The following is a 17,143-nucleotide window of genomic DNA, read 5'->3' on the forward strand; positions in this document are numbered from 1 at the left end:
CTGCGCCATTGAGGCAAAATGGCGGCTGTCTCACTGATACCGCCTCCCGCCATGTCCGACGTCATCGCACTGATCTTCGACTTCGACGATACGCTGGCCCCGGACAGCACCACGGGCTTTCTCGACAGCATCGGCGTCGACACCAAGGCGTTCTGGAAGGATTCCGTCGATCCGCTGCTGTTGCAGCAGGACTGGGACCCGGTGCCGGCCTACCTGTATCGCATGATCGAACTGTCGCGCGGCGGACAGCACGGCGCCATCACCCAGCAGCGCCTGGCGCAGTGGGGCGCCAGCCTGCCGCTGCACGACGGCGTCACCACGCTGTTCCAGCGCCTGCGCGACGCGGTGCGCGCCGATCATCCCAAGGTGCAGCTCGAGTTCTACCTGATCTCCAGCGGCATCGGCGACGTGGTGCGCAATACCCCCATCGCCCGCGAGTTCACCGAGATCTGGGCGTCCGAGTTCGCCTATGGCGAAGACGGCGGCATCACCTTTCCGCGCCGCATCGTCAGCTATACCGACAAGACGCGCTACCTGTTCCACATCCAGAAGGGCATCATCGGCCGCGAATACCGTGGCAAGCCCTTCGAAGTGAACCGCAAGGTGTCCGAAGACCGCCTGCGCGTGCCGTTCGACCAGATGGTGTTCGTCGGCGACGGCTATACCGACATCCCGTGTTTCTCGCTCGTGCGCCGGGGCGGCGGCATCGCCTTCGGCGTGTGGGATCCGAAGCACAAGGACAAGCGCAGCCGCGCCTGGGGCTTCATCGAGGACGGCCGCGTGTCCAACCTCAACCATGCGCGTTTCGACGAGCAGGCCGAGCTTTATCAGTTGCTGGAAGCGGCGGTCAACAGCCTGGCCGGTCGTATCGCCCTGGAATCGCGTGTGTATCGTGGCTGAGGAGAGTGCAGTGACTGCTGGCACCGATACGACCCTGGAGCACCCGGCCGAAACCCAGGCCGAGATCGATGAGCGCATGATGAACCTGGCGCTGGAGCAGGCCATGCTGGCCGCGGGCGCCGGCGAGGTGCCGGTGGGCGCCGTGGTGGTGGATGCCGCCGGCAACGTCGTGGGCGCGGGCTACAACCGCACCATCACCGACAGCGATCCCACGGCCCATGCCGAGATCGTCGCGTTGCGGCAGGCGGCTTCGAGCCAGGGCAACTACCGCCTGCCGGGCTTCAGCCTGTACGTCACGCTCGAACCCTGCGTGATGTGCGTGGGCGCCATGCTGCACGCGCGCCTGGCGCGCATCGTCTACGGCGCGCCCGACCCCAAGACCGGCTCCTGTGGCAGCGTGCTGGACGTCGGCGCGGTCGCCCAACTGAATCACCAGACCCATATCCATGGCAACGTGCTGGCCGATCCCTGCGGCAGCATACTGCGCGGCTTCTTCCGTGAGCGCCGCCGCAAGGAACCGACCGAATGAGTACCCAGAAAGACGGCAAGACCACCCAAGCCCCCCGGGCGGCGAAGACGCGGGGCAAGGCTGCCGTGGCGCAGGGCGACCATGCGCAGGCTCATGCCGAACATGGGCATGACCACGGCCATGCCGCGCACGATGGCAACGGCCACGACCATGCCGGTCACGGCGAGCATGGCGATGCGTGCGACGAGGCGTGCGGTCACGATCACCACCACGCGCATCCCATGCCCGAGACCGGCGGCATCTACCTGGTTTCGCCGTCTTCGGCGGTGCAGGATCCCGCCGCCGTCGAACTTGCTTGCCAGCGCCTAGCCGCCCACGGCTTCCAGACCCGCGTCGACCGCGGCGCCTTGCTGACGCACCAGCGTTTCGCGGGCACCGACAAGCAGCGCGTCGCGGGCCTGGAGCGCGCCATCAGGCAGAAGCATCCCATCGTGATGGCCACGCGCGGCGGCTACGGCCTGTCGCGCATCCTGCCCGCCATCGACTGGAAGGCCATGGCCGACAGCGGCAAGCGCTTCGTGGGCTTCAGCGATTTCACGGCCTTCAACCTGGCCCTGCTGGCCCAGACGGGCGCCGTCAGCTACAGCGGCGCCACCGCCGTGGCCGATTTCGGTGGCGCCGAGCCGGATGAACTGACGCCGTTGCTGTTCGGCGAGGTCATGCGCGGCGAACTGGAAATCCTCAGTTTCGAGACGCGCGACGCCGATCCCGTGGATGCCCGCGGCATCCTGTGGGGCGGCAATCTGGCGGTGCTGTGCTCGTTGCTGGGCACGCCGTATTGTCCCAAGACGCGCGGCATTCTCTTCCTGGAAGAAGTGGGCGAGCATCCGTACCGTGTCGAACGCATGCTGGCGCAACTGGCGCAGGCCGGCGTGCTGGACAAGCAGAAAGCCATCGTGCTGGGGCACTTCTCCAACTACCGCCTGGCGCCGCACGATGCGGGCTTCGACATGCCCGAAGTGGTGAAGTGGCTGCGCCGCACGGTGAAGGTGCCGGTGGTGACGGGCCTGCCGTATGGGCATGTTCCCACCAAGGCCACGTTGCCGGTGGGGCAGAAGGTGGGCATCGCCACCGAACGTGGCATGGCGCATCTGGTGATCGATGAGCACACGCACTGAGATGCGCGCGGCGCTGTGTTCCGGCGCTGACGGGCCATGAATCTGCATCACTTGCTGATCCTCGCCGCGCTGGTCATCGGCGGCATTGCCGTCCTGGCCGTGTGCCGACGCGCCTGGAAGATGATGGGCGGCGTGGAAGAGGGCGAGGGCGGTTCGCGCAGGAGCGCGGGGCGGTGGTTCTATGCGGTTGCAGGTTTGTGTGTGGCGGCCTGGATCGTGACGGTGTATCTGCGGTTCGGCTAAGGCAGCGCGCCGGCAAGAGGGGGTGATCCTGTTTGAGATTTCGGGTTGGATCAATGCTCGGGGCCAAGCGACGCTGTTCAATGGGACATCATGCTATGACCACAGCTATTTCAACGGACCGGGCGCGGATTGCCGAACCGGGCAAGCCGATTTCCGGAGCCTTTCGTGAAGCAGTCATGGCTCGGCATCCTGGCGGTGGCCGTGTTTCAAGCACCCCCATGCGGCGCAGCGGGCACTCAGCCGCAGTCTCCCCAGGCTCCGGAGCGTACCTATGCCCAGAACTACAAGGACATGGTGCTGGCGACCGGCGTGGCCAATGCCTACAAGAGCGATAACAATGCGGCTATGGATGCCGGCAGCAGCGTCAGTGCATTGAGGGGCCGGGCTTACTACGATATGGAAAAGCGCCCGGATGCCGTCAAGGTCCTGGTCGATGCATATCTGGCACGTGATTATCACAATCCCTTGGCGGAATCGGAAGTCAAGGGTGTGCGGTTCGATCTGTTGAAATGCCTGGACCTCTATCACAGCAAGGAACTGGACTCCCTGGTCGAGCGCAGGGTCGCCAATCCGAAGCGCATGTTCATCCAGGACAATCCGCCCGCCGGGCAGACATGACGGCCTGAGCGGTACAGGCGGGCCGTTCTGCAAGCTGGTGCAAATCCATCGGCGGGTTTTGGCGGGCTGCTATTGCGACTGCTCCGGCACCCACGCCGGCTTGCGCTTCTCCAGGAACGACGCCATCCCCTCCCGCGCGTCGGCACTCGCGCGCCGCGCGGCCAGGCGGGTGGCCGTTTCTTCCATCAGTGCTTCGTCGATCTGCGACCCGGCCACGTCCCGCACCAGCACCTTGCAATCCGCCACCGCCTCGGGCGAGGTCATCATGAAAGCCCCCAGCAGTTCATTGACACGCGCATCCAGTTCATCGGCCGGTGCCAGTTCGTGCACGAGCCCCAACCGCCAAGCCTCGGCCGCGTCGAACTGCTCGCCCGTCAGGAACCACCGCCCCGCCGCCCGCGCCCCGATGGCGCGCAGCACGAACGGCGAGATCATGGCCGGAATCAACCCCAATCGCGTCTCCGACAATCCAAAGCGCGCCTCGTGCGCCGCCACCGCGATGTCGCACGCCGCCGCCAGCCCCATGCCGCCCGCCAGGCAGTGGCCATGCACGCGGGCGATGGTGGGCTTGGGGCAGGTGTAGATCAATTGCAGCAGGGTGGTCAGCGCCAGGGCGTCGGCGCGATTCGCCTCGGAAGGCGCTGAAGCGCTGGCGCGCATGTGGTTCAGGTCGGCGCCGGCGCAGAACGCCTTGCCGCGTCCGGCCAGCACGATGGCGCGCACGTCGCCATCGTGCGACAGTTCGCCGAACACCTCCGTCAGCTCGGCGATCATGCGCGGATCCAGCGCGTTGCGCTGGTCCGGGCGGTTCATCCAGACCACGGCGGTCTGCGGGCCATAGGCCACTTCCAGGGTCTCCAGCATGTCGGTCTCTTCCTGTCCGTTGTACGTGAATCACCGGTATAGCACCGTGGGCAACCACATGCCGATGCCGGGGAACATGTACAGCAGGAAGATGGCCACGACCTGGATGCCCATGAAGGGCATCATGCCCAGGAAAATCTGGTTCAGCGTCACGTGCGGCGGCGACACGCCCTTCAGGTAGAACGCCGACATGGCCACGGGCGGCGACAGGAAGGCCGTCTGCAGGTTCAGCGCCACGAGCAGGCCGAAGAACAGCGGATCGATGCCGAAGGCATTGAGCAGCGGCACGAAGATCGGCATGAAGATGACGATGATCTCGGTCCACTCCAGCGGCCAGCCCAGCAGGAAGATGATGACCTGGGCCAGCAGCAGGAACTGGATGGGCGTCAGGCCCAGCGACAGCACCCATTGCTCGATCAGGCTCTGGCCGCCCAGCAGCGCGAAGGCGGCCGAGAAGATCGACGAGCCCACGAACAGCCAGCACACCATGGCGCTGGTCTTGGCCGTCAGGAACACCGACTCCCGCAGCACCGGCAGGGTCAGCCGGCGGTAGGCCAGCGCCAGCAGCGCGCCGCCCATCGCGCCCATGGCCGCCGCCTCGCTGGGCGTGGCCAGGCCGAAGGCGATGGAGCCCAGCACGGCGGCGATCATCACCGCCAGCGGAAAGAACGAGCCCAGCAGCATCTTGAAGATTTCCAGGCGCGCCCAGGTCAGCACGCCGTAGAAGGCGGCCAGGATGGCGACGCATACGCCCAGGAAGATCCAGAAGCCTTGGGGCGCGGAAGGGCGTTCGTTGGCGGCGGCCTCGCTGGCGGCGTTTGCCGCGGCCGATGCGCTGGCGGGGGCGGGGGCGGGTGTCGCCGCCTGGGTGCCGGGCGGCTCCGAGACGCCGCCGGTCCGCGGGGCGCCGGGCGGTTCGGACAGGGCCGCCGCGCCGTCAGCGGAAGGGGGCTCCTGCAAACTGCCCTCGACGGGCGGTTCCTGCAGGCCTCCTTCCGTCGGCGGCTCGGCCAGGCCACCGTCGGTGGGCGGCTCTCCCAGCCCCGAGTCGAACTGGCTGGCCCCCAGCCGCAACTCGTCCGGAATATCGTAGGTCTCGGCCGGCTTGGTGACCATCCTGTGCACCGACCAGGCCAGCAGCGCGATCACCAGCAGCGGCAGCATGGCGGTCAGCAGGTTGCGCGCCACATAGCCGCTGCCCACCCCCGCCGGGCGGCGTCCGCTGAACAGCGCCGACAGCATGCCCGGCACCGCATAGCGATGCGGGCCGCGCGCCAGCGCCTCGGACTGTGGCGGCAGCGGCACGCCGCGTTCGCTCATGGGCAGCGGCGGGGCCATGTCGGGCCGCAGCTTGGCCACGATGATCACGTACAGCATGTACAGGCCGCCCAGCATGATGCCGGGGAACAGTGCGCCCGCGTACAGTTGCACGACGGACGTGCCCGTGGTGGCGCCATAGACGATCAGCATCACGGAGGGCGGCAGCAGGATGCCCAGGCAGCCGCCGGCCGTGATCGCGCCGGCGGTCAACCGCACGCTGTAGCCGGCCTTCATCATCGCGGGCATGGCCAAGAGGCCCATCAGCGTGACCACCGCGCCGACGATGCCGGTGGCGGTGGCGAAGATGGCGCAGGTGGCCAGCGTGGCCACCGCCAGCGCGCCCGGCACGCGCGCCAGCGCCAGGTGCATCGAGCGGAACAGCTTCTCGATCAGGTTGGCGCGCTCGACCAGGTAGCCCATGAACACGAACAGCGGAATCGAGATCAGCGAGTCGTTGGTCATGGTGGCGTAGGTCCGCTGCACCATCAGGTCCAGCGTCTGGCCCAGCGAGCGGCCGCCGTCGCCGCTCTGCATGAAATAGGCGAAGAAGGTGAACAGCACGCCCATGCCCATCAGCGTGAACGCGGTCGGAAAGCCCAGCATGATGGCCACCACGATCAGCGCCAGCATCAAGAGGCCGATGTGCCCCGTCTCCAGGTGGCCCCACGGCGTGAGGAACGCGATCATCAGCAGCACCAGGCCGATGCAGGACAGGCCGAACCACAAAGCCTTGTTGATTTTCATCGGGTCTGCTCCCCTTGGGCGGCGTAGCGGTCCAGCTTGGCAATGTCCTCGTTTTTCACGTTCACCATTTCCCTGAGCTTGTCGACGTCGACTTCCTCGACGTCCTCTTCGCGGGACGGCCACGCGCCGCGCCACAGACAGAGCGCGCAGCGCAGGATCTCGGCCACGCCCTGCATCAGCAGCACGGCGCCGGCCAGCGGAATGAAGGCCTTGAAGGGATAGATGGGCGGCCCGTTGGCCATCAGCGACGAGTGCTCGCGGATGGCGATGGAGTAGCCGGCGTAGTACCAGCCCGCCCACACCAGGGCGACCACGCCCGGGATGAAGAAGGCGAGGTACAGGATCAGGTCGAGCCCGGCCTGCACGCGCGGCGGCAGGAAGCCGTAGAGGATGTCGCCGCGCACGTGGCCGCTCTTGGCCAGGGTGTAGGCGCCGGCCATCATGAAGAGGATGCCGTAGTACATCATCTGCATGTCGAAGGCCCAGGCGCTGGGCTGGTTCAGCAGGTAGCGCGCGGCCACCTCCCAGCACACGTGCAGGGTCAGCACGACGATCAGCCAGGCAAAGGCCTGGCCGACCCAGGTGGAGATGCGGTCTATGAAGCGTATGAAGCGGATCATCTGACGTCCCGGTGTAGACGCGTGGGGCGCCCGGACACGGCATGCGGCGCGGAGGCCGCCGCCGCAGCGGCCGGGCAGGGCGTGGCGGCCGCGCGCCACGCCGCCCGAAGCCGGCGAGGCGCCGGCGGCGGTACGGCGGGATGCGGGCCGAGGGGACTTACGCGGGCTTGTTGCTGCGCGCGAAGTAGTGGTTGTAGGCCATCCGGTAGTTGACCGTGGTGTCGCCATGCCAGCGGCCGATGCGCTGGGCGAAGGCGCGCTGCGAGTCCAGCACTTTCTTGAACAGCGGATTCTCGGCCGAGCGCTTGGCGATCATGTCGTCCCAGATTTTCAGCTGGGTCTGCAGGATGGCGTCGGGCGTCTTGTAGAACTTCACTTTGTGATCGTTCTGCAGCTTCATGTAGTCCTGCGAGTACCGCTGCGCGGCCTTCCAGGACATGTCGGCGCTGCTGGCCTGGGCGGCGTAGCGCAGCAGGTGGCGCAGGTGCTCGGGCAGGGCGTCGTACTTCGCCTTGTTGAACATGATCTCGAACTGCTCCGCGCTCTGGTGGAAGCTTTGCAGCATGCAGATCTTGGACACGTCCTGGAAGCCCAGCGCCAGGTCGGACGAGGCGTTGTTGAACTCGGCGCCGTCCAGCAGGCCGCGGTCCAGCGCGGGCACGATCTCGCCGCCGGGCAGGGCGTTCACGGCCGCGCCCATGGCGCTGTACATGTCGATGGCCAGTCCGACGGTGCGGAACTTCAGGCCCTTGACGTCCTCGACCTTGGTCACCGGCTTCTTGAACCAGCCGAAGGGCTGGGTGGGCATCGGGCCGTACATCATCGACACCACGTTCACGCCCATGGCCTTCTGGATTTCGGCCAGCAGTTCCTTGCCGCCGCCATACTCGTGCCAGGCCAGCAACTGGTTGGCGTCCATGCCGAACGAGGGGCCCGACCCCCACAGCGCGACCGCGGTGTTCTTGCCGTACCAATAGGCCACCACGCCGTGGCCGCCATCGAGCGTGCCGGCCGACACGGCATCCAGCAGGTCGAAGGCCTTGACCACCGCGCCGGCGGGCAGCACTTCGATCTTCAACTGGCCGCCCGCCATGTCGTTGACCTTCTTGGCGTAGTCGGTGGCGAACTCGTGGAAGATGTCGTTGGCGGGCCAGGTGCTCTGGAAGCGCAGGCTGACGGGCGTCTGGGCGCTGACGATGGCGGGAAAGCCCAAGGCCGCCGTGCCCGCGACGGCGGTGGCGCCAGAAATGAATTTGCGGCGGGACTGCGTAACGTGTTGCATGGTTCGTTGTCTCCTGGATGGACTACATGGACCAGCTTGTTGTTACTGCGAGGATGTGTTGTCTCTTGTCCGGACGTGCTGCGGGCGTCTCGGGCGGCTCGGTGGTTTTCCTTGTTGATGCCCATGCATGGATGCAATGGGAAGCCGCACGACGATTAAAGCTTTCTGAAAGAAATCTGACAATAAGCTGGTGCTCGGGAATAACCCGGGGGGCTATGGAGTCGATAGCTGGGCGATTTTCGGGAGGTACGTCATGCGGCGGATCGTGTTCTTCTGGCGCCGCGCAGGTGCCTGCGAAGTCTCGTCCTCGCGCTCTCGCGCTGCGGGCGCGACTTCTCCGGAACCTCCGCGGCTCGCGGCAGCGTCAGTCGGCGAGTACTGCGCGAGGGCGGCGGGGCTGGGGCGAGAGGGGGCAGTGACGGCCGGCGATTCGACGGGATGCGCTGAGCGTGCGGAGGTCTTCAGTGGAGCGATCTTCGTTTGGCCGAACAGCGGGCGTTTTATGGTGAGTAATAGAAGCCTTGAGCCTGGGGCATGACGGAGGGTTCGCGCCCGCAGCGCGGCAGCGCGAGGACGAGAATCCGAAGGTGTGCCCCAGGCGCTCAAGAACCCTTGTTTCGTCCTGAACGAGATCACGAGTTCGCTCAGAAAAGCTCCCAAGCAGGCAGCCGAAACGCCGCCTTGGTAAACTCATGGGTTTCGTCCTGCCGCCCCGCTGCGATGCACCATCGCATCCGCACCGACGGGCCGCAACCGTCCAAAGAGCTTCCTGCCACCGTGATCTCCACTGCCAACCTCACCATCCAGTTCGGTCCCAAGCCCCTTTTCGAGAACGTCAGCGTCAAATTCGGCGAAGGCAACCGGTACGGGCTGATCGGGGCCAACGGCTCGGGCAAGTCGACGTTCATGAAGATCATCGGCGGCGACCTCGAGCCCACCAGCGGCAACGTGTCGCTCGAGCCCGGCGTGCGCCTGGGCAAGCTGCGCCAGGACCAGTTCGCCTATGAAGACGTCCGCGTGCTCGACGTCGTGATGATGGGCCACACCGAGATGTGGGCCGCCATGTCCGAGCGCGACGCCATCTACGCGAACCCCGAGGCCACGGAAGACGACTACATGCGCGCGGCCGACCTCGAGGCCAAGTTCGCCGAGTTCGACGGCTACACCGCCGAGGCGCGCGCCGGTGAACTGCTGCTGGGCCTGGAAATCGCCGTCGACCAGCACAACCTGCCGATGCGCGAGATCGCGCCGGGCTGGAAGCTGCGCGTGCTGCTGGCGCAGGCCCTGTTCTCCAATCCCGACGTGCTGCTGCTGGACGAACCGACCAACAACCTGGACATCAACACGATCCGCTGGCTGGAAGACGTGCTCAACAGCTATCAAAGCACGATGATCATCATCAGCCACGACCGCCACTTCCTGAACCAGGTGTGCACCCACATGGCGGACCTGGATTTCCGCGAACTGCGCGTGTATCCGGGCAACTACGACGACTACATGCTGGCCTCGACGCAGGCCCGCGAGCGCCTGAACGCGAACAACGCCAAGGCCAAGGAACGCGTGGCCGAACTGCAGGACTTCGTGCGCCGCTTCTCGGCCAACAAGTCCAAGGCCCGCCAGGCCACCTCGCGCCTGAAGCAGATCGACCGCATCAAGGCCGAGCAGGTCGAGGTCAAGCCCTCGTCGCGCCAGAACCCGTACATCCGCTTCGAGCAGTCCAAGCCGATGCACCGCCTGGCCGTCACGATCGAGAACCTGTCCAAGACCTACGACACCACGCCGGTCATCAAGAGCTTCTCGGCCATGATCGAGGCGGGCGAGAAGATCGCCATCATCGGCGCCAACGGCGTGGGCAAGACCACGCTGCTGCGCCTGCTGGCCGAAGACCTGGCGCCCAGCGGCGGCATGCTGAAGTGGTCGGAGAACGCCGACCGGGGCTACATGGCCCAGGACGTGTCCGACCAGTTCCAGCAGACCGACATCAACCTGTTCGACTGGATGACCAGCCATCGCCAGCCGGGCGACGACGACCAGGCCATCCGTTCGGCGCTGGGCCGCCTGCTGTTCTCGGGCGACGACCTGCCCAAGGCCCCCAAGGTGCTGTCGGGCGGCGAAAAGAACCGCATGACCTTCGGCCGCCTGATGCTGGGCCGGCACAACGTGATGCTGCTGGACGAGCCGACCAACCACCTGGACATGGAATCGATCGAGTCGCTGCAGTTCGCCCTGGAGCAGTACAAGGGCACGCTGATCTTCGTCTCGCACGACCGCGAATTCGTGTCGGGTCTGGCCACGCGCGTGATCGAAATCATGCCCGATGGGCAGATCATCGACTATCGCGGCACCTACGACGAGTATCTGGCGTCGCGCGGGGTGGATTGATGGGTTCTTGCCCGCAGTGGGGACTATGCAGGTGCGGTTTGCGGGTGAGTGTGGTTTGTCTGGGCGGCGGTTTGAGTTCTTGAGCGCCGGTGGCACAACTGCGAAGTCTCGTCCTCGCCCTCTCGGGCTCCGGGCGTGACTTCTCCGTCATGCCACCGGCTCACGGTTTCTCGTGTCCGGCGCGTCCCATGCACGGCGTTCTGTACTGATGTCGTAGCCATGTCGAAGTCCATCGTGGGTTCAACGATGGATCTTCGATCCAGGGCCCTGGATAGTGGCGTAAAACATACGGACTTCGATTGAAGCGGGTGTTTTAAAGGCCACAGCACTACGTGGATGTGAGCCGCGGGCGTGCCGGAGAAGTCGCGCCCGCAGCCCGGAAGGGCGAGGACGAGACTTCGCAGGTACGACTGCGGCGTCATAAGAGCGCAATCCTCGACCGTAAAAAGCGACCCGCCGGAAGATTTCTATATTTCCAGAATCTATTAATAAATTATAGAAATATAGTTTTCTCTCATATGCCATCTAGGTAGAGTGCCATGTGACCAAATTTGTCCTCACCTGGCCTGCCTCATGAACCTGACTTTCGACCACGTCCACAAGCGCTTCGGCTCGCTGCAAGTGGTGGACGGCTTTTCCAGCGAATTCAAGACCGGGGAACTGGTCGCGCTGGTCGGTCCGTCGGGGTGCGGCAAATCCACGCTGCTGCATCTGGCGGCCGGCCTGGAGAAAGCCTCCGAGGGCAGCGTGCTGGCCGATGGCAAGCCGGTGCAGGGTCCGCATCCCAGCCGAACGCTGGTGTTCCAGGAGCATGCGCTGTATCCGTGGCTGACGCTGCGCGACAACGTGTCGCTGGCGCTGGAGTTCCAGCGGGTGCCCAAGGCGCGGGCGCGCGAGCAGGCCGTGGCCTGGCTCGAACGGGTCGGCCTGGGCGGCTTCGAAGGGTATTTTCCGCACCAGGTGTCCGGCGGCATGCGCCAGCGCGCCGCGCTGGCCCGCGCGTTCATCGCCAAGCCGCAGACCATGCTGATGGACGAGCCCTTCGGCGCGCTGGACGCGCTGACGCGACTGAGCCTGCAGGACGTGCTGCGCCAACTGATCGAGCAGGAGAAGCCCACCGTGCTGCTGGTCACCCACGACGTGGACGAGGCGCTGTTCCTGGCCGACCGCATCGTGGTGTTCAGCCCGCGCCCGGCGCGCGTGCTGCGCGAGTTCAACCTGGCGCACCGCACCAAGACGCACGACCTGGCCGACCTGGCCGGCGAGAAGCGCGAGATCCTGCGCCTGCTGGGCATCGCGGTCGGCGGCCACGGCGCCGAGCAGGACGATGCCGCGCTGACCGCCTGAACGTCCGGGCGGCCGCCGGCGCGCCGTCCTTTCGTCACCCCATAACAAGTTTGCCCGCCATCGGCGTGGCCGCCCCATTACCGAGGAGTCCTCATCATGAAGATCAAGCACTCGATTTCGCTGTCATTGGCCGCCGCGCTGCTGGCCGCCGGCCCGGCCATGGCCGCCGACAAGTTCCGCGTGGGCTACCTGCGCGTCATGGACGACGCCCAGGCCATCGTGGCCCAGGAAGGCGGCTACTATCAGAAGGCCGGCCTGGACACCGAACTGGTCGAGTTCAAGTCGGGCACCGACCTGATCAAAGCCATCGTGGGCGGCCAGATGGACATCGGCGTGCTGGGTTTCACCAACGCCGTGGCCTGGGCCTCGAAGGGCGCGGACCTGAAGGTGGTGGGCGGCGCGCAACAGGGCTACCACTCGCTGGTGGTGCGTGACGATGCCGGCGTGAAGGACATCGCCGGCCTGAAAGGCAAGACCCTGGCCTCGCAAAGCGAAGGCAGCACCGCCGACGTGGTGTTCAAGGGCGTGGTGCTCAAGCAGGGCAACCTGTCGGCCGACGACGTGAACATCATGGGCGTCAGCCCGGCCGTGGCCGTGCAGTCGCTGGTGGGCAAGCGCGTGGACGCGGCCTTCCTGTTCGAGCCCTACGACCGCATCGCGCAACTGGTCGCGCCGGTCAAGCAGATCTATGAAGTGGGCCAGTCGTGGCCGTTCCCGTGCATGGTGGTGATCACCTCGGGCGAGGTCTTGTCCAAGCGCAAGGACGACGTGTGGAAGGCGCTGGACGCCCAGCTGCAGGCCACCAACCTGCTGCAGAAGCAGCCCAATGAAGCCGCCAAGCTGATTTCCTCGTACTTCATCGCCGAGCCGACGCTCAAGACCCTCAAGCGCGGCGAACTGCCTCGCGACACCGTCATCAGCGAAGCCATCGGCACGCAGGTGTTCACGCCCAAGCTGACGGACAAGGACACGGCCCGCATGCAGGAAATCGCCGACATCCTGCAAGCCCAGGGCGCGCTGAAGACCCGCGACGGCAAACCGTACGACGTGTCCAGCATCGTCGACCTGTCCTGGCAAGAGGCTCGCAAGCTTTGAGCACTTCCACTCGCGTGACAGGGCTGCGCAAGACCCTCGCCGGGGTGCTGGGCGTGGCCTTCATCTTCCTGCTGTGGCAGGTCGCCGCCTGGTCGCTGCCCGACTTCCTGATGCCGGGCGTGCCCACGGTGCTGGGCCGCCTGGTCGAGGAACTGGGCAAGGACAACTTCCACCAGAGCCTGTCCGGCACCCTCAGCCGCCTGGGCCTGGGCTACGGCCTGGCGCTGGCTGCCGGTATCGGCTTCGGCCTGGTGGCCGCGCTGCTGGTGTTCTTCCGCGAGGTGCTGCGCAGCGCCATCGTCATCCTGCAGGCCATTCCGTCGATCGCCTGGGTGCCGCTGTTCCTGATCGTGATGGGCTTCGGCAACACGCCCATCATCATCGTGGTGGCGCTGTCGGCATTCTTCCCGGCCGCGCTCAGCGTGATGAACGCCACGGAATCGGTGCAACGCGTGCACGTGTCCGCGGCGCGCGTCATGGGCGCCACGCCCTGGGACCTGGTCAAGCGGGTGTACCTGCCGGCCGTCATGCCCGAACTGATCACCGGCGCGCAACTGGCGTTCGGCAATGCCTGGCGCGCGTTGATCTCCGCGGAAATGCTGATCGGCTTTGGCAAGGGCCTGGGCCGTTCGCTGGCCTATTCGGGCGAGATCGCCGACATGACCGGCGTGATGGCCAACATCCTGGTCATCGCGGTGCTGGCGGCCTTGATCGACCAGTTCGTGCTCGAGAAGCTCAAGCACCGCCTGCTGCGTTACCAGTACGTCTGACGGGGCTTGGATCATGCGGCGCCTGGTGTCGATTCGTGCAGGCAAGGCCCGGATGGCGGGCGGCGTGGCCGCGCTGCTGCTGGGCGCCTGGCTGGCGGGCGGCGCGGCGGCGCCGTTCGCCATGCCGCATGCCGATGCCGCCGAGCCGGCCGCGTCCGAAGCCGCGTTCGCCAAGGCGCGGGCGCGCGGCTCGCTGGTGATCGGCGTGCCGTACCTGGCGCCGCCGCCCGCGGCCGGCGCCAAGATCCGTACTCCGGATGGCCTGGATGCCCTGATGGCGGAACGGCTGGGGCAGACGCTGGACCTGCCCGTGGTGCTGCGGCAGGTCGATGCCAGCGAGGCCGAAAGTCTGCTGGCCGCGGGCGAGGTCGACGCCGTACTGGCGAGCCAGGTCGAAGGGCTGTCTTCCCCCGGCGCGAGGGCGCCGGGCGTGACGCGCGTGCCGACGGGCTACGTGACCCGCCCGCAGGCCGTCATCCGCAGCGATACCGCCATGCGGCGCTGGCAGGACGTGAAGGGCCGAAGCGTCTGCATGTCTTTCGCCGCGGTGCAGGCGCAGGAGGTGGCCAGGCAGTCGGGGGCCACGGTGCGCATGCATCGCGTGCCGTCCGATGCGCTGGTGGCCGCGCGCGAGGGGGGCTGCGACGTCGCCGTCATCGACGACACCGTCTGGGCGCCGCTGATGCGCTATCCCGAGTGGAAGAAATTCTCGTCGACGCTGGCGCTGGAAGGCCCGCGCGCCGAGCGCGTCTGGCTCGTGGCGACGCAAGGCGGCCAGGCCGCGCTGCTGGCCGGCACCATGCGCGAATGGCGCCGCAACGGCGCCTGGAAGGCCATGGCGGACCAATGGGCGCGCGACGTGGCATTCGACGTCTACCTGGACCAGGAAGTGCCGGACTGCCACGGCTGAACGATCCTGACGCTCCATCGGACGGCTCCGCCGCACCGCCGCGCTTACAATCCGCGCCATGACGCATACGCTGGCCGCCCTCTGCACGCACGAAGAAGAGATCAAGAAAAGCCGCTTCCTGGCCGTCGCGGGGCCGGTGGCCTCGATCGGCGAGGCGATGGCGCTGTTCGCGCGCCATGGCGATCCCGCCGCCACGCACAACTGCTGGGCCTACCGCATCGGCAATGAATACCGCAGCAACGACGACGGCGAGCCCGGCGGCACGGCGGGGCGTCCCATCCTGCAGGCCATCGATGGCCAGGGGCTGGACCGCGTCGCGGTGCTGGTGGTGCGCTGGTTCGGCGGCATCAAGCTGGGTGCGGGCGGGCTGGTGCGGGCTTACGGGGGCTGCGCGGCGAATTGCCTGCGGCTGGGCGAACGGGTGGAGGTCATCGAAACGGTGGACGTGCATTGCCGATGCGACTTCGCCGAACTGCCGCTGCTGCGCGCCAGGCTGGCGCAGGGGGGCGTGACGATAGCGGGCGAGACCTTCGGCGAACACGGCGCGGAACTGGCCCTGCAGGTGCCGCGCGGTGTGCTGGCCGAACTCGAACAGGTGGTGGCGAACATCACGCGCGGCAAAGGGGATTGGCGCGTCTCATCGTGAGGTGGCCACACGGGGCGCGGCCACAGGCGCGCACGCCCCTCCGGTGACACGGCCACTGCGGCGCGTACACGCCCCAAAAGAGTTGCCGCGTCCCGTTCGGGCTGTCCGGCCTGATCGCCAACGGGCCGGGCGGCCAGGCCCGCTGGCCGGCCCCGGCCGTGACCGTCAGGCCGGGGCGCCGTCCGCGCCGTCGGACTTCGCGCGGGCGTCGGCGATGTCCTTGTGGACCTGGGCCATGTCCACTTCCTTGATCTTGCCCAGCAGTTCGTTCAGTTGGCCCGCGCTCAGGGCGCCGGGTTGCGAGAACAGCAGGACCTGCTCGCGGAACACCATCAACGTGGGGATCGAGCGGATGCCCAGCGCGCCGGCCAGTTCCTGTTCGACGTCGGTGTTCACCTTGGCGAACGTGATGTCGGCATGTTCCGTGGCGGCCTGTTCGAAGACGGGCGCGAAGCCCTTGCACGGGCCGCACCAGGGGGCCCAGAAGTCGACGATCAGGGTGCCGTCGGGGGTAATGGCTTCCTGGAAGGAATCCTTGGTGAGTTCTACGATGCTCATATCGCCATCCTTGCCGCGCCGGACGCGGAAGTGGGGGCCGGCGGGCCGGCCCGGTTGTACGCGGCGAACTTCGGCGCGCCGCGTTGGGGGCCGCAACTGACGTGCCCGCCAGCCGCAACCATGCAATTCACGGGCTTCAGGCCGGCAGACAGGACGCCGGGTCTTGCCTGGCGGCGCGCTCGCCCTTGAGCGAGGCCACGATCTCGTACGAGCGCAGCCGGTCTTCCAGATGATGGAAGTCGGACACGATCATCACCTCGTCGGCCTCGGTCTGCGCGACCAGGGCTTCCAGCTTCTGGCGCACCGTGTCGGGCCCGCCCACGATGGAAGCCGCCAGCTTCTGGTGGACCGCCTGGCGCTCCCATTCGTTCCACAGGCCGTCCATGCTGTCGACCGGCGGCTGCAGCGCCAGGCGGTTGCCGCGCACCAGCGACAGGAACTTCAGTTGCTGCGTGGTGGACAGGTGGCGGGCCTGCTCGTCGGTGTCGGCCGCGATGACCGGCACGCCGATCATGGCGTACGGGCGGTCGAGGGTCTCGGACGGCTTGAACAGGTGGCGGTACAGCCGCATGGCGGCCATGCCCTCGGGCGAGAAGTGGCCCGCGAACGAGAAGGGCAGGCCCAGCTCGGCCGCCAGGCGCGCGCTGAAATCGCTGGAGCCCAGCAGCCAGATGGGGATGCTGTCCAGGCCCGCGCCGGGAATGGCGCGCACGGGCTGGCCGGGCTGGGCGGGCGCCAGGAAGGCGCGCAGCTCGTCCAGCAGGGCCGGGAATTCGAGGCCGCTGCGCGGACCCCGGCGCAGCGCGTGCTGCGTGGCGCCGTCGCTGCCGGGCGCCCGGCCCAGGCCCAGGTCGATGCGGCCGGGGTACAGGGTTTCGAGCGTGCCGAATTGTTCGGCGATGATCAGCGGGGCATGGTTGGGCAGCATGATGCCGCCCGAACCGACACGCAGCGTGGTGGTGTGGCTGGCCACGTGGCCGATGAGGACGGCGGTGGCGCTGCTGGCGATGCCGGGGATGTTGTGGTGCTCGGCCAGCCAGAAGCGGTTGTAGCCGAGCTTCTCGACATGCTGCGCCAGGGCCACCGTGTTGCGGAAGGCATCGGCGGCGCTGCCGCCCTCGACGATGGGCGCCAGGTCGAGCACGGAGAAGGGCACGTTGGCCAGGACGGTCATGGATACCTCTGCAAGAGAACGGC

17 protein-coding genes are annotated in these 17,143 nt (G+C 67.0%); 11 read left to right on the top strand and 6 right to left on the bottom strand.

Going from position 1 to position 17,143, the window contains the following annotated elements; genetic code table 11:
* The first annotated feature begins 51 nt into the window (after positions 1-51).
* From A6745_RS26390 to A6745_RS26410, 5 genes are all read left to right on the top strand, one after another.
* Positions 52-900 carry an HAD family hydrolase gene (locus A6745_RS26390; RefSeq protein ID WP_066134185.1) on the top strand — a complete coding sequence of 283 codons (849 nt, stop codon included), beginning with the start codon at positions 52-54 and terminating at the stop codon, positions 898-900.
* 34 nt (positions 901-934) lie between these two features.
* The gene (gene tadA, locus A6745_RS26395) at positions 935-1,429 is read left to right on the top strand and encodes a tRNA adenosine(34) deaminase TadA (protein ID WP_331000062.1); all 495 of its coding nucleotides are present in this window, start codon (positions 935-937) and stop codon (positions 1,427-1,429) included.
* Positions 1,426-2,547 carry an LD-carboxypeptidase gene (locus A6745_RS26400; RefSeq protein ID WP_082853310.1) on the top strand — a complete coding sequence of 374 codons (1,122 nt, stop codon included), beginning with the start codon at positions 1,426-1,428 and terminating at the stop codon, positions 2,545-2,547. The genes tadA and A6745_RS26400 overlap by 4 nt, the downstream gene beginning before the upstream one ends.
* A 36-nt stretch (positions 2,548-2,583) precedes the next feature.
* A complete protein-coding gene (locus A6745_RS26405) occupies positions 2,584-2,790 on the top strand; it encodes a hypothetical protein (protein ID WP_066134188.1) in 207 nt (68 codons plus the stop codon).
* 165 nt (positions 2,791-2,955) lie between these two features.
* Entirely contained in the window at positions 2,956-3,408 is a 453-nt protein-coding gene (locus A6745_RS26410; protein WP_231886093.1) for a type VI secretion system amidase immunity protein Tai4, read from the top strand.
* A gap of 69 nt (positions 3,409-3,477) precedes the next feature.
* On the opposite strand, the gene A6745_RS26415 is transcribed toward A6745_RS26410, so the two are convergent.
* The 4 genes from A6745_RS26415 to A6745_RS26430 all read right to left on the bottom strand — a co-directional run bounded on the left by A6745_RS26415 (position 3,478) and on the right by A6745_RS26430 (position 8,238).
* Entirely contained in the window at positions 3,478-4,272 is a 795-nt protein-coding gene (locus tag A6745_RS26415; RefSeq protein ID WP_066134191.1) for an enoyl-CoA hydratase/isomerase family protein, read from the bottom strand.
* Between the two features lie 30 nt (positions 4,273-4,302).
* The gene (locus tag A6745_RS26420) at positions 4,303-6,336 is read right to left on the bottom strand and encodes a TRAP transporter large permease subunit (protein ID WP_066134195.1); all 2,034 of its coding nucleotides are present in this window, start codon (positions 6,334-6,336) and stop codon (positions 4,303-4,305) included.
* On the bottom strand, positions 6,333-6,956 hold the full coding sequence (locus A6745_RS26425; protein ID WP_066134198.1) for a TRAP transporter small permease subunit: 624 nt from the start codon (positions 6,954-6,956) through the stop codon (positions 6,333-6,335). The genes A6745_RS26420 and A6745_RS26425 overlap by 4 nt, the downstream gene beginning before the upstream one ends.
* Positions 6,957-7,113: 157 nt before the next feature.
* The gene (locus A6745_RS26430) at positions 7,114-8,238 is read right to left on the bottom strand and encodes a TRAP transporter substrate-binding protein (protein ID WP_066134201.1); all 1,125 of its coding nucleotides are present in this window, start codon (positions 8,236-8,238) and stop codon (positions 7,114-7,116) included.
* A 777-nt stretch (positions 8,239-9,015) separates the two neighbouring features.
* Between A6745_RS26430 and A6745_RS26435 the strand changes: the two genes are divergently transcribed.
* The 6 genes from A6745_RS26435 to A6745_RS26460 all read left to right on the top strand — a co-directional run bounded on the left by A6745_RS26435 (position 9,016) and on the right by A6745_RS26460 (position 15,388).
* Complete coding sequence (locus A6745_RS26435; RefSeq protein WP_066134883.1) at positions 9,016-10,620, top strand: ABC-F family ATPase; 1,605 nt, start codon at positions 9,016-9,018, stop codon at positions 10,618-10,620.
* A gap of 573 nt (positions 10,621-11,193) precedes the next feature.
* A complete protein-coding gene (locus A6745_RS26440; RefSeq protein ID WP_066134204.1) occupies positions 11,194-11,967 on the top strand; it encodes an ABC transporter ATP-binding protein in 774 nt (257 codons plus the stop codon).
* Between the two features lie 96 nt (positions 11,968-12,063).
* Positions 12,064-13,062, top strand: coding sequence for an ABC transporter substrate-binding protein (locus tag A6745_RS26445; protein ID WP_066134206.1), 999 nt, complete (start codon positions 12,064-12,066; stop codon positions 13,060-13,062).
* Positions 13,059-13,832, top strand: a complete 774-nt coding sequence (locus A6745_RS26450) for an ABC transporter permease (RefSeq protein WP_066134208.1) — start codon at positions 13,059-13,061, stop codon at positions 13,830-13,832. Before A6745_RS26445 ends, A6745_RS26450 begins: the two co-directional genes overlap by 4 nt.
* Positions 13,833-13,953: 121 nt before the next feature.
* Positions 13,954-14,742, top strand: coding sequence for a type 2 periplasmic-binding domain-containing protein (locus A6745_RS26455; RefSeq protein ID WP_231886110.1), 789 nt, complete (start codon positions 13,954-13,956; stop codon positions 14,740-14,742).
* 58 nt (positions 14,743-14,800) lie between these two features.
* Positions 14,801-15,388: an IMPACT family protein gene (locus tag A6745_RS26460; protein WP_066134213.1), complete on the top strand. Its 588-nt coding sequence runs from the start codon at positions 14,801-14,803 to the stop codon at positions 15,386-15,388.
* 165 nt (positions 15,389-15,553) lie between these two features.
* Here A6745_RS26460 and A6745_RS26465 read toward each other — a convergent pair whose 3' ends face one another.
* Together A6745_RS26465 and A6745_RS26470 are read right to left on the bottom strand one after the other, a co-directional pair.
* Positions 15,554-15,946, bottom strand: coding sequence for a thioredoxin family protein (locus tag A6745_RS26465; RefSeq protein ID WP_066134216.1), 393 nt, complete (start codon positions 15,944-15,946; stop codon positions 15,554-15,556).
* 136 nt (positions 15,947-16,082) lie between these two features.
* Positions 16,083-17,120, bottom strand: a complete 1,038-nt coding sequence (locus A6745_RS26470) for an LLM class flavin-dependent oxidoreductase (RefSeq protein WP_066134219.1) — start codon at positions 17,118-17,120, stop codon at positions 16,083-16,085.
* Positions 17,121-17,143: the final 23 nt, after the last annotated feature.

The sequence above is a fragment of the Bordetella ansorpii genome (assembly GCF_900078705.1).
Taxonomy (GTDB): domain Bacteria; phylum Pseudomonadota; class Gammaproteobacteria; order Burkholderiales; family Burkholderiaceae_B; genus Bordetella; species Bordetella ansorpii_A.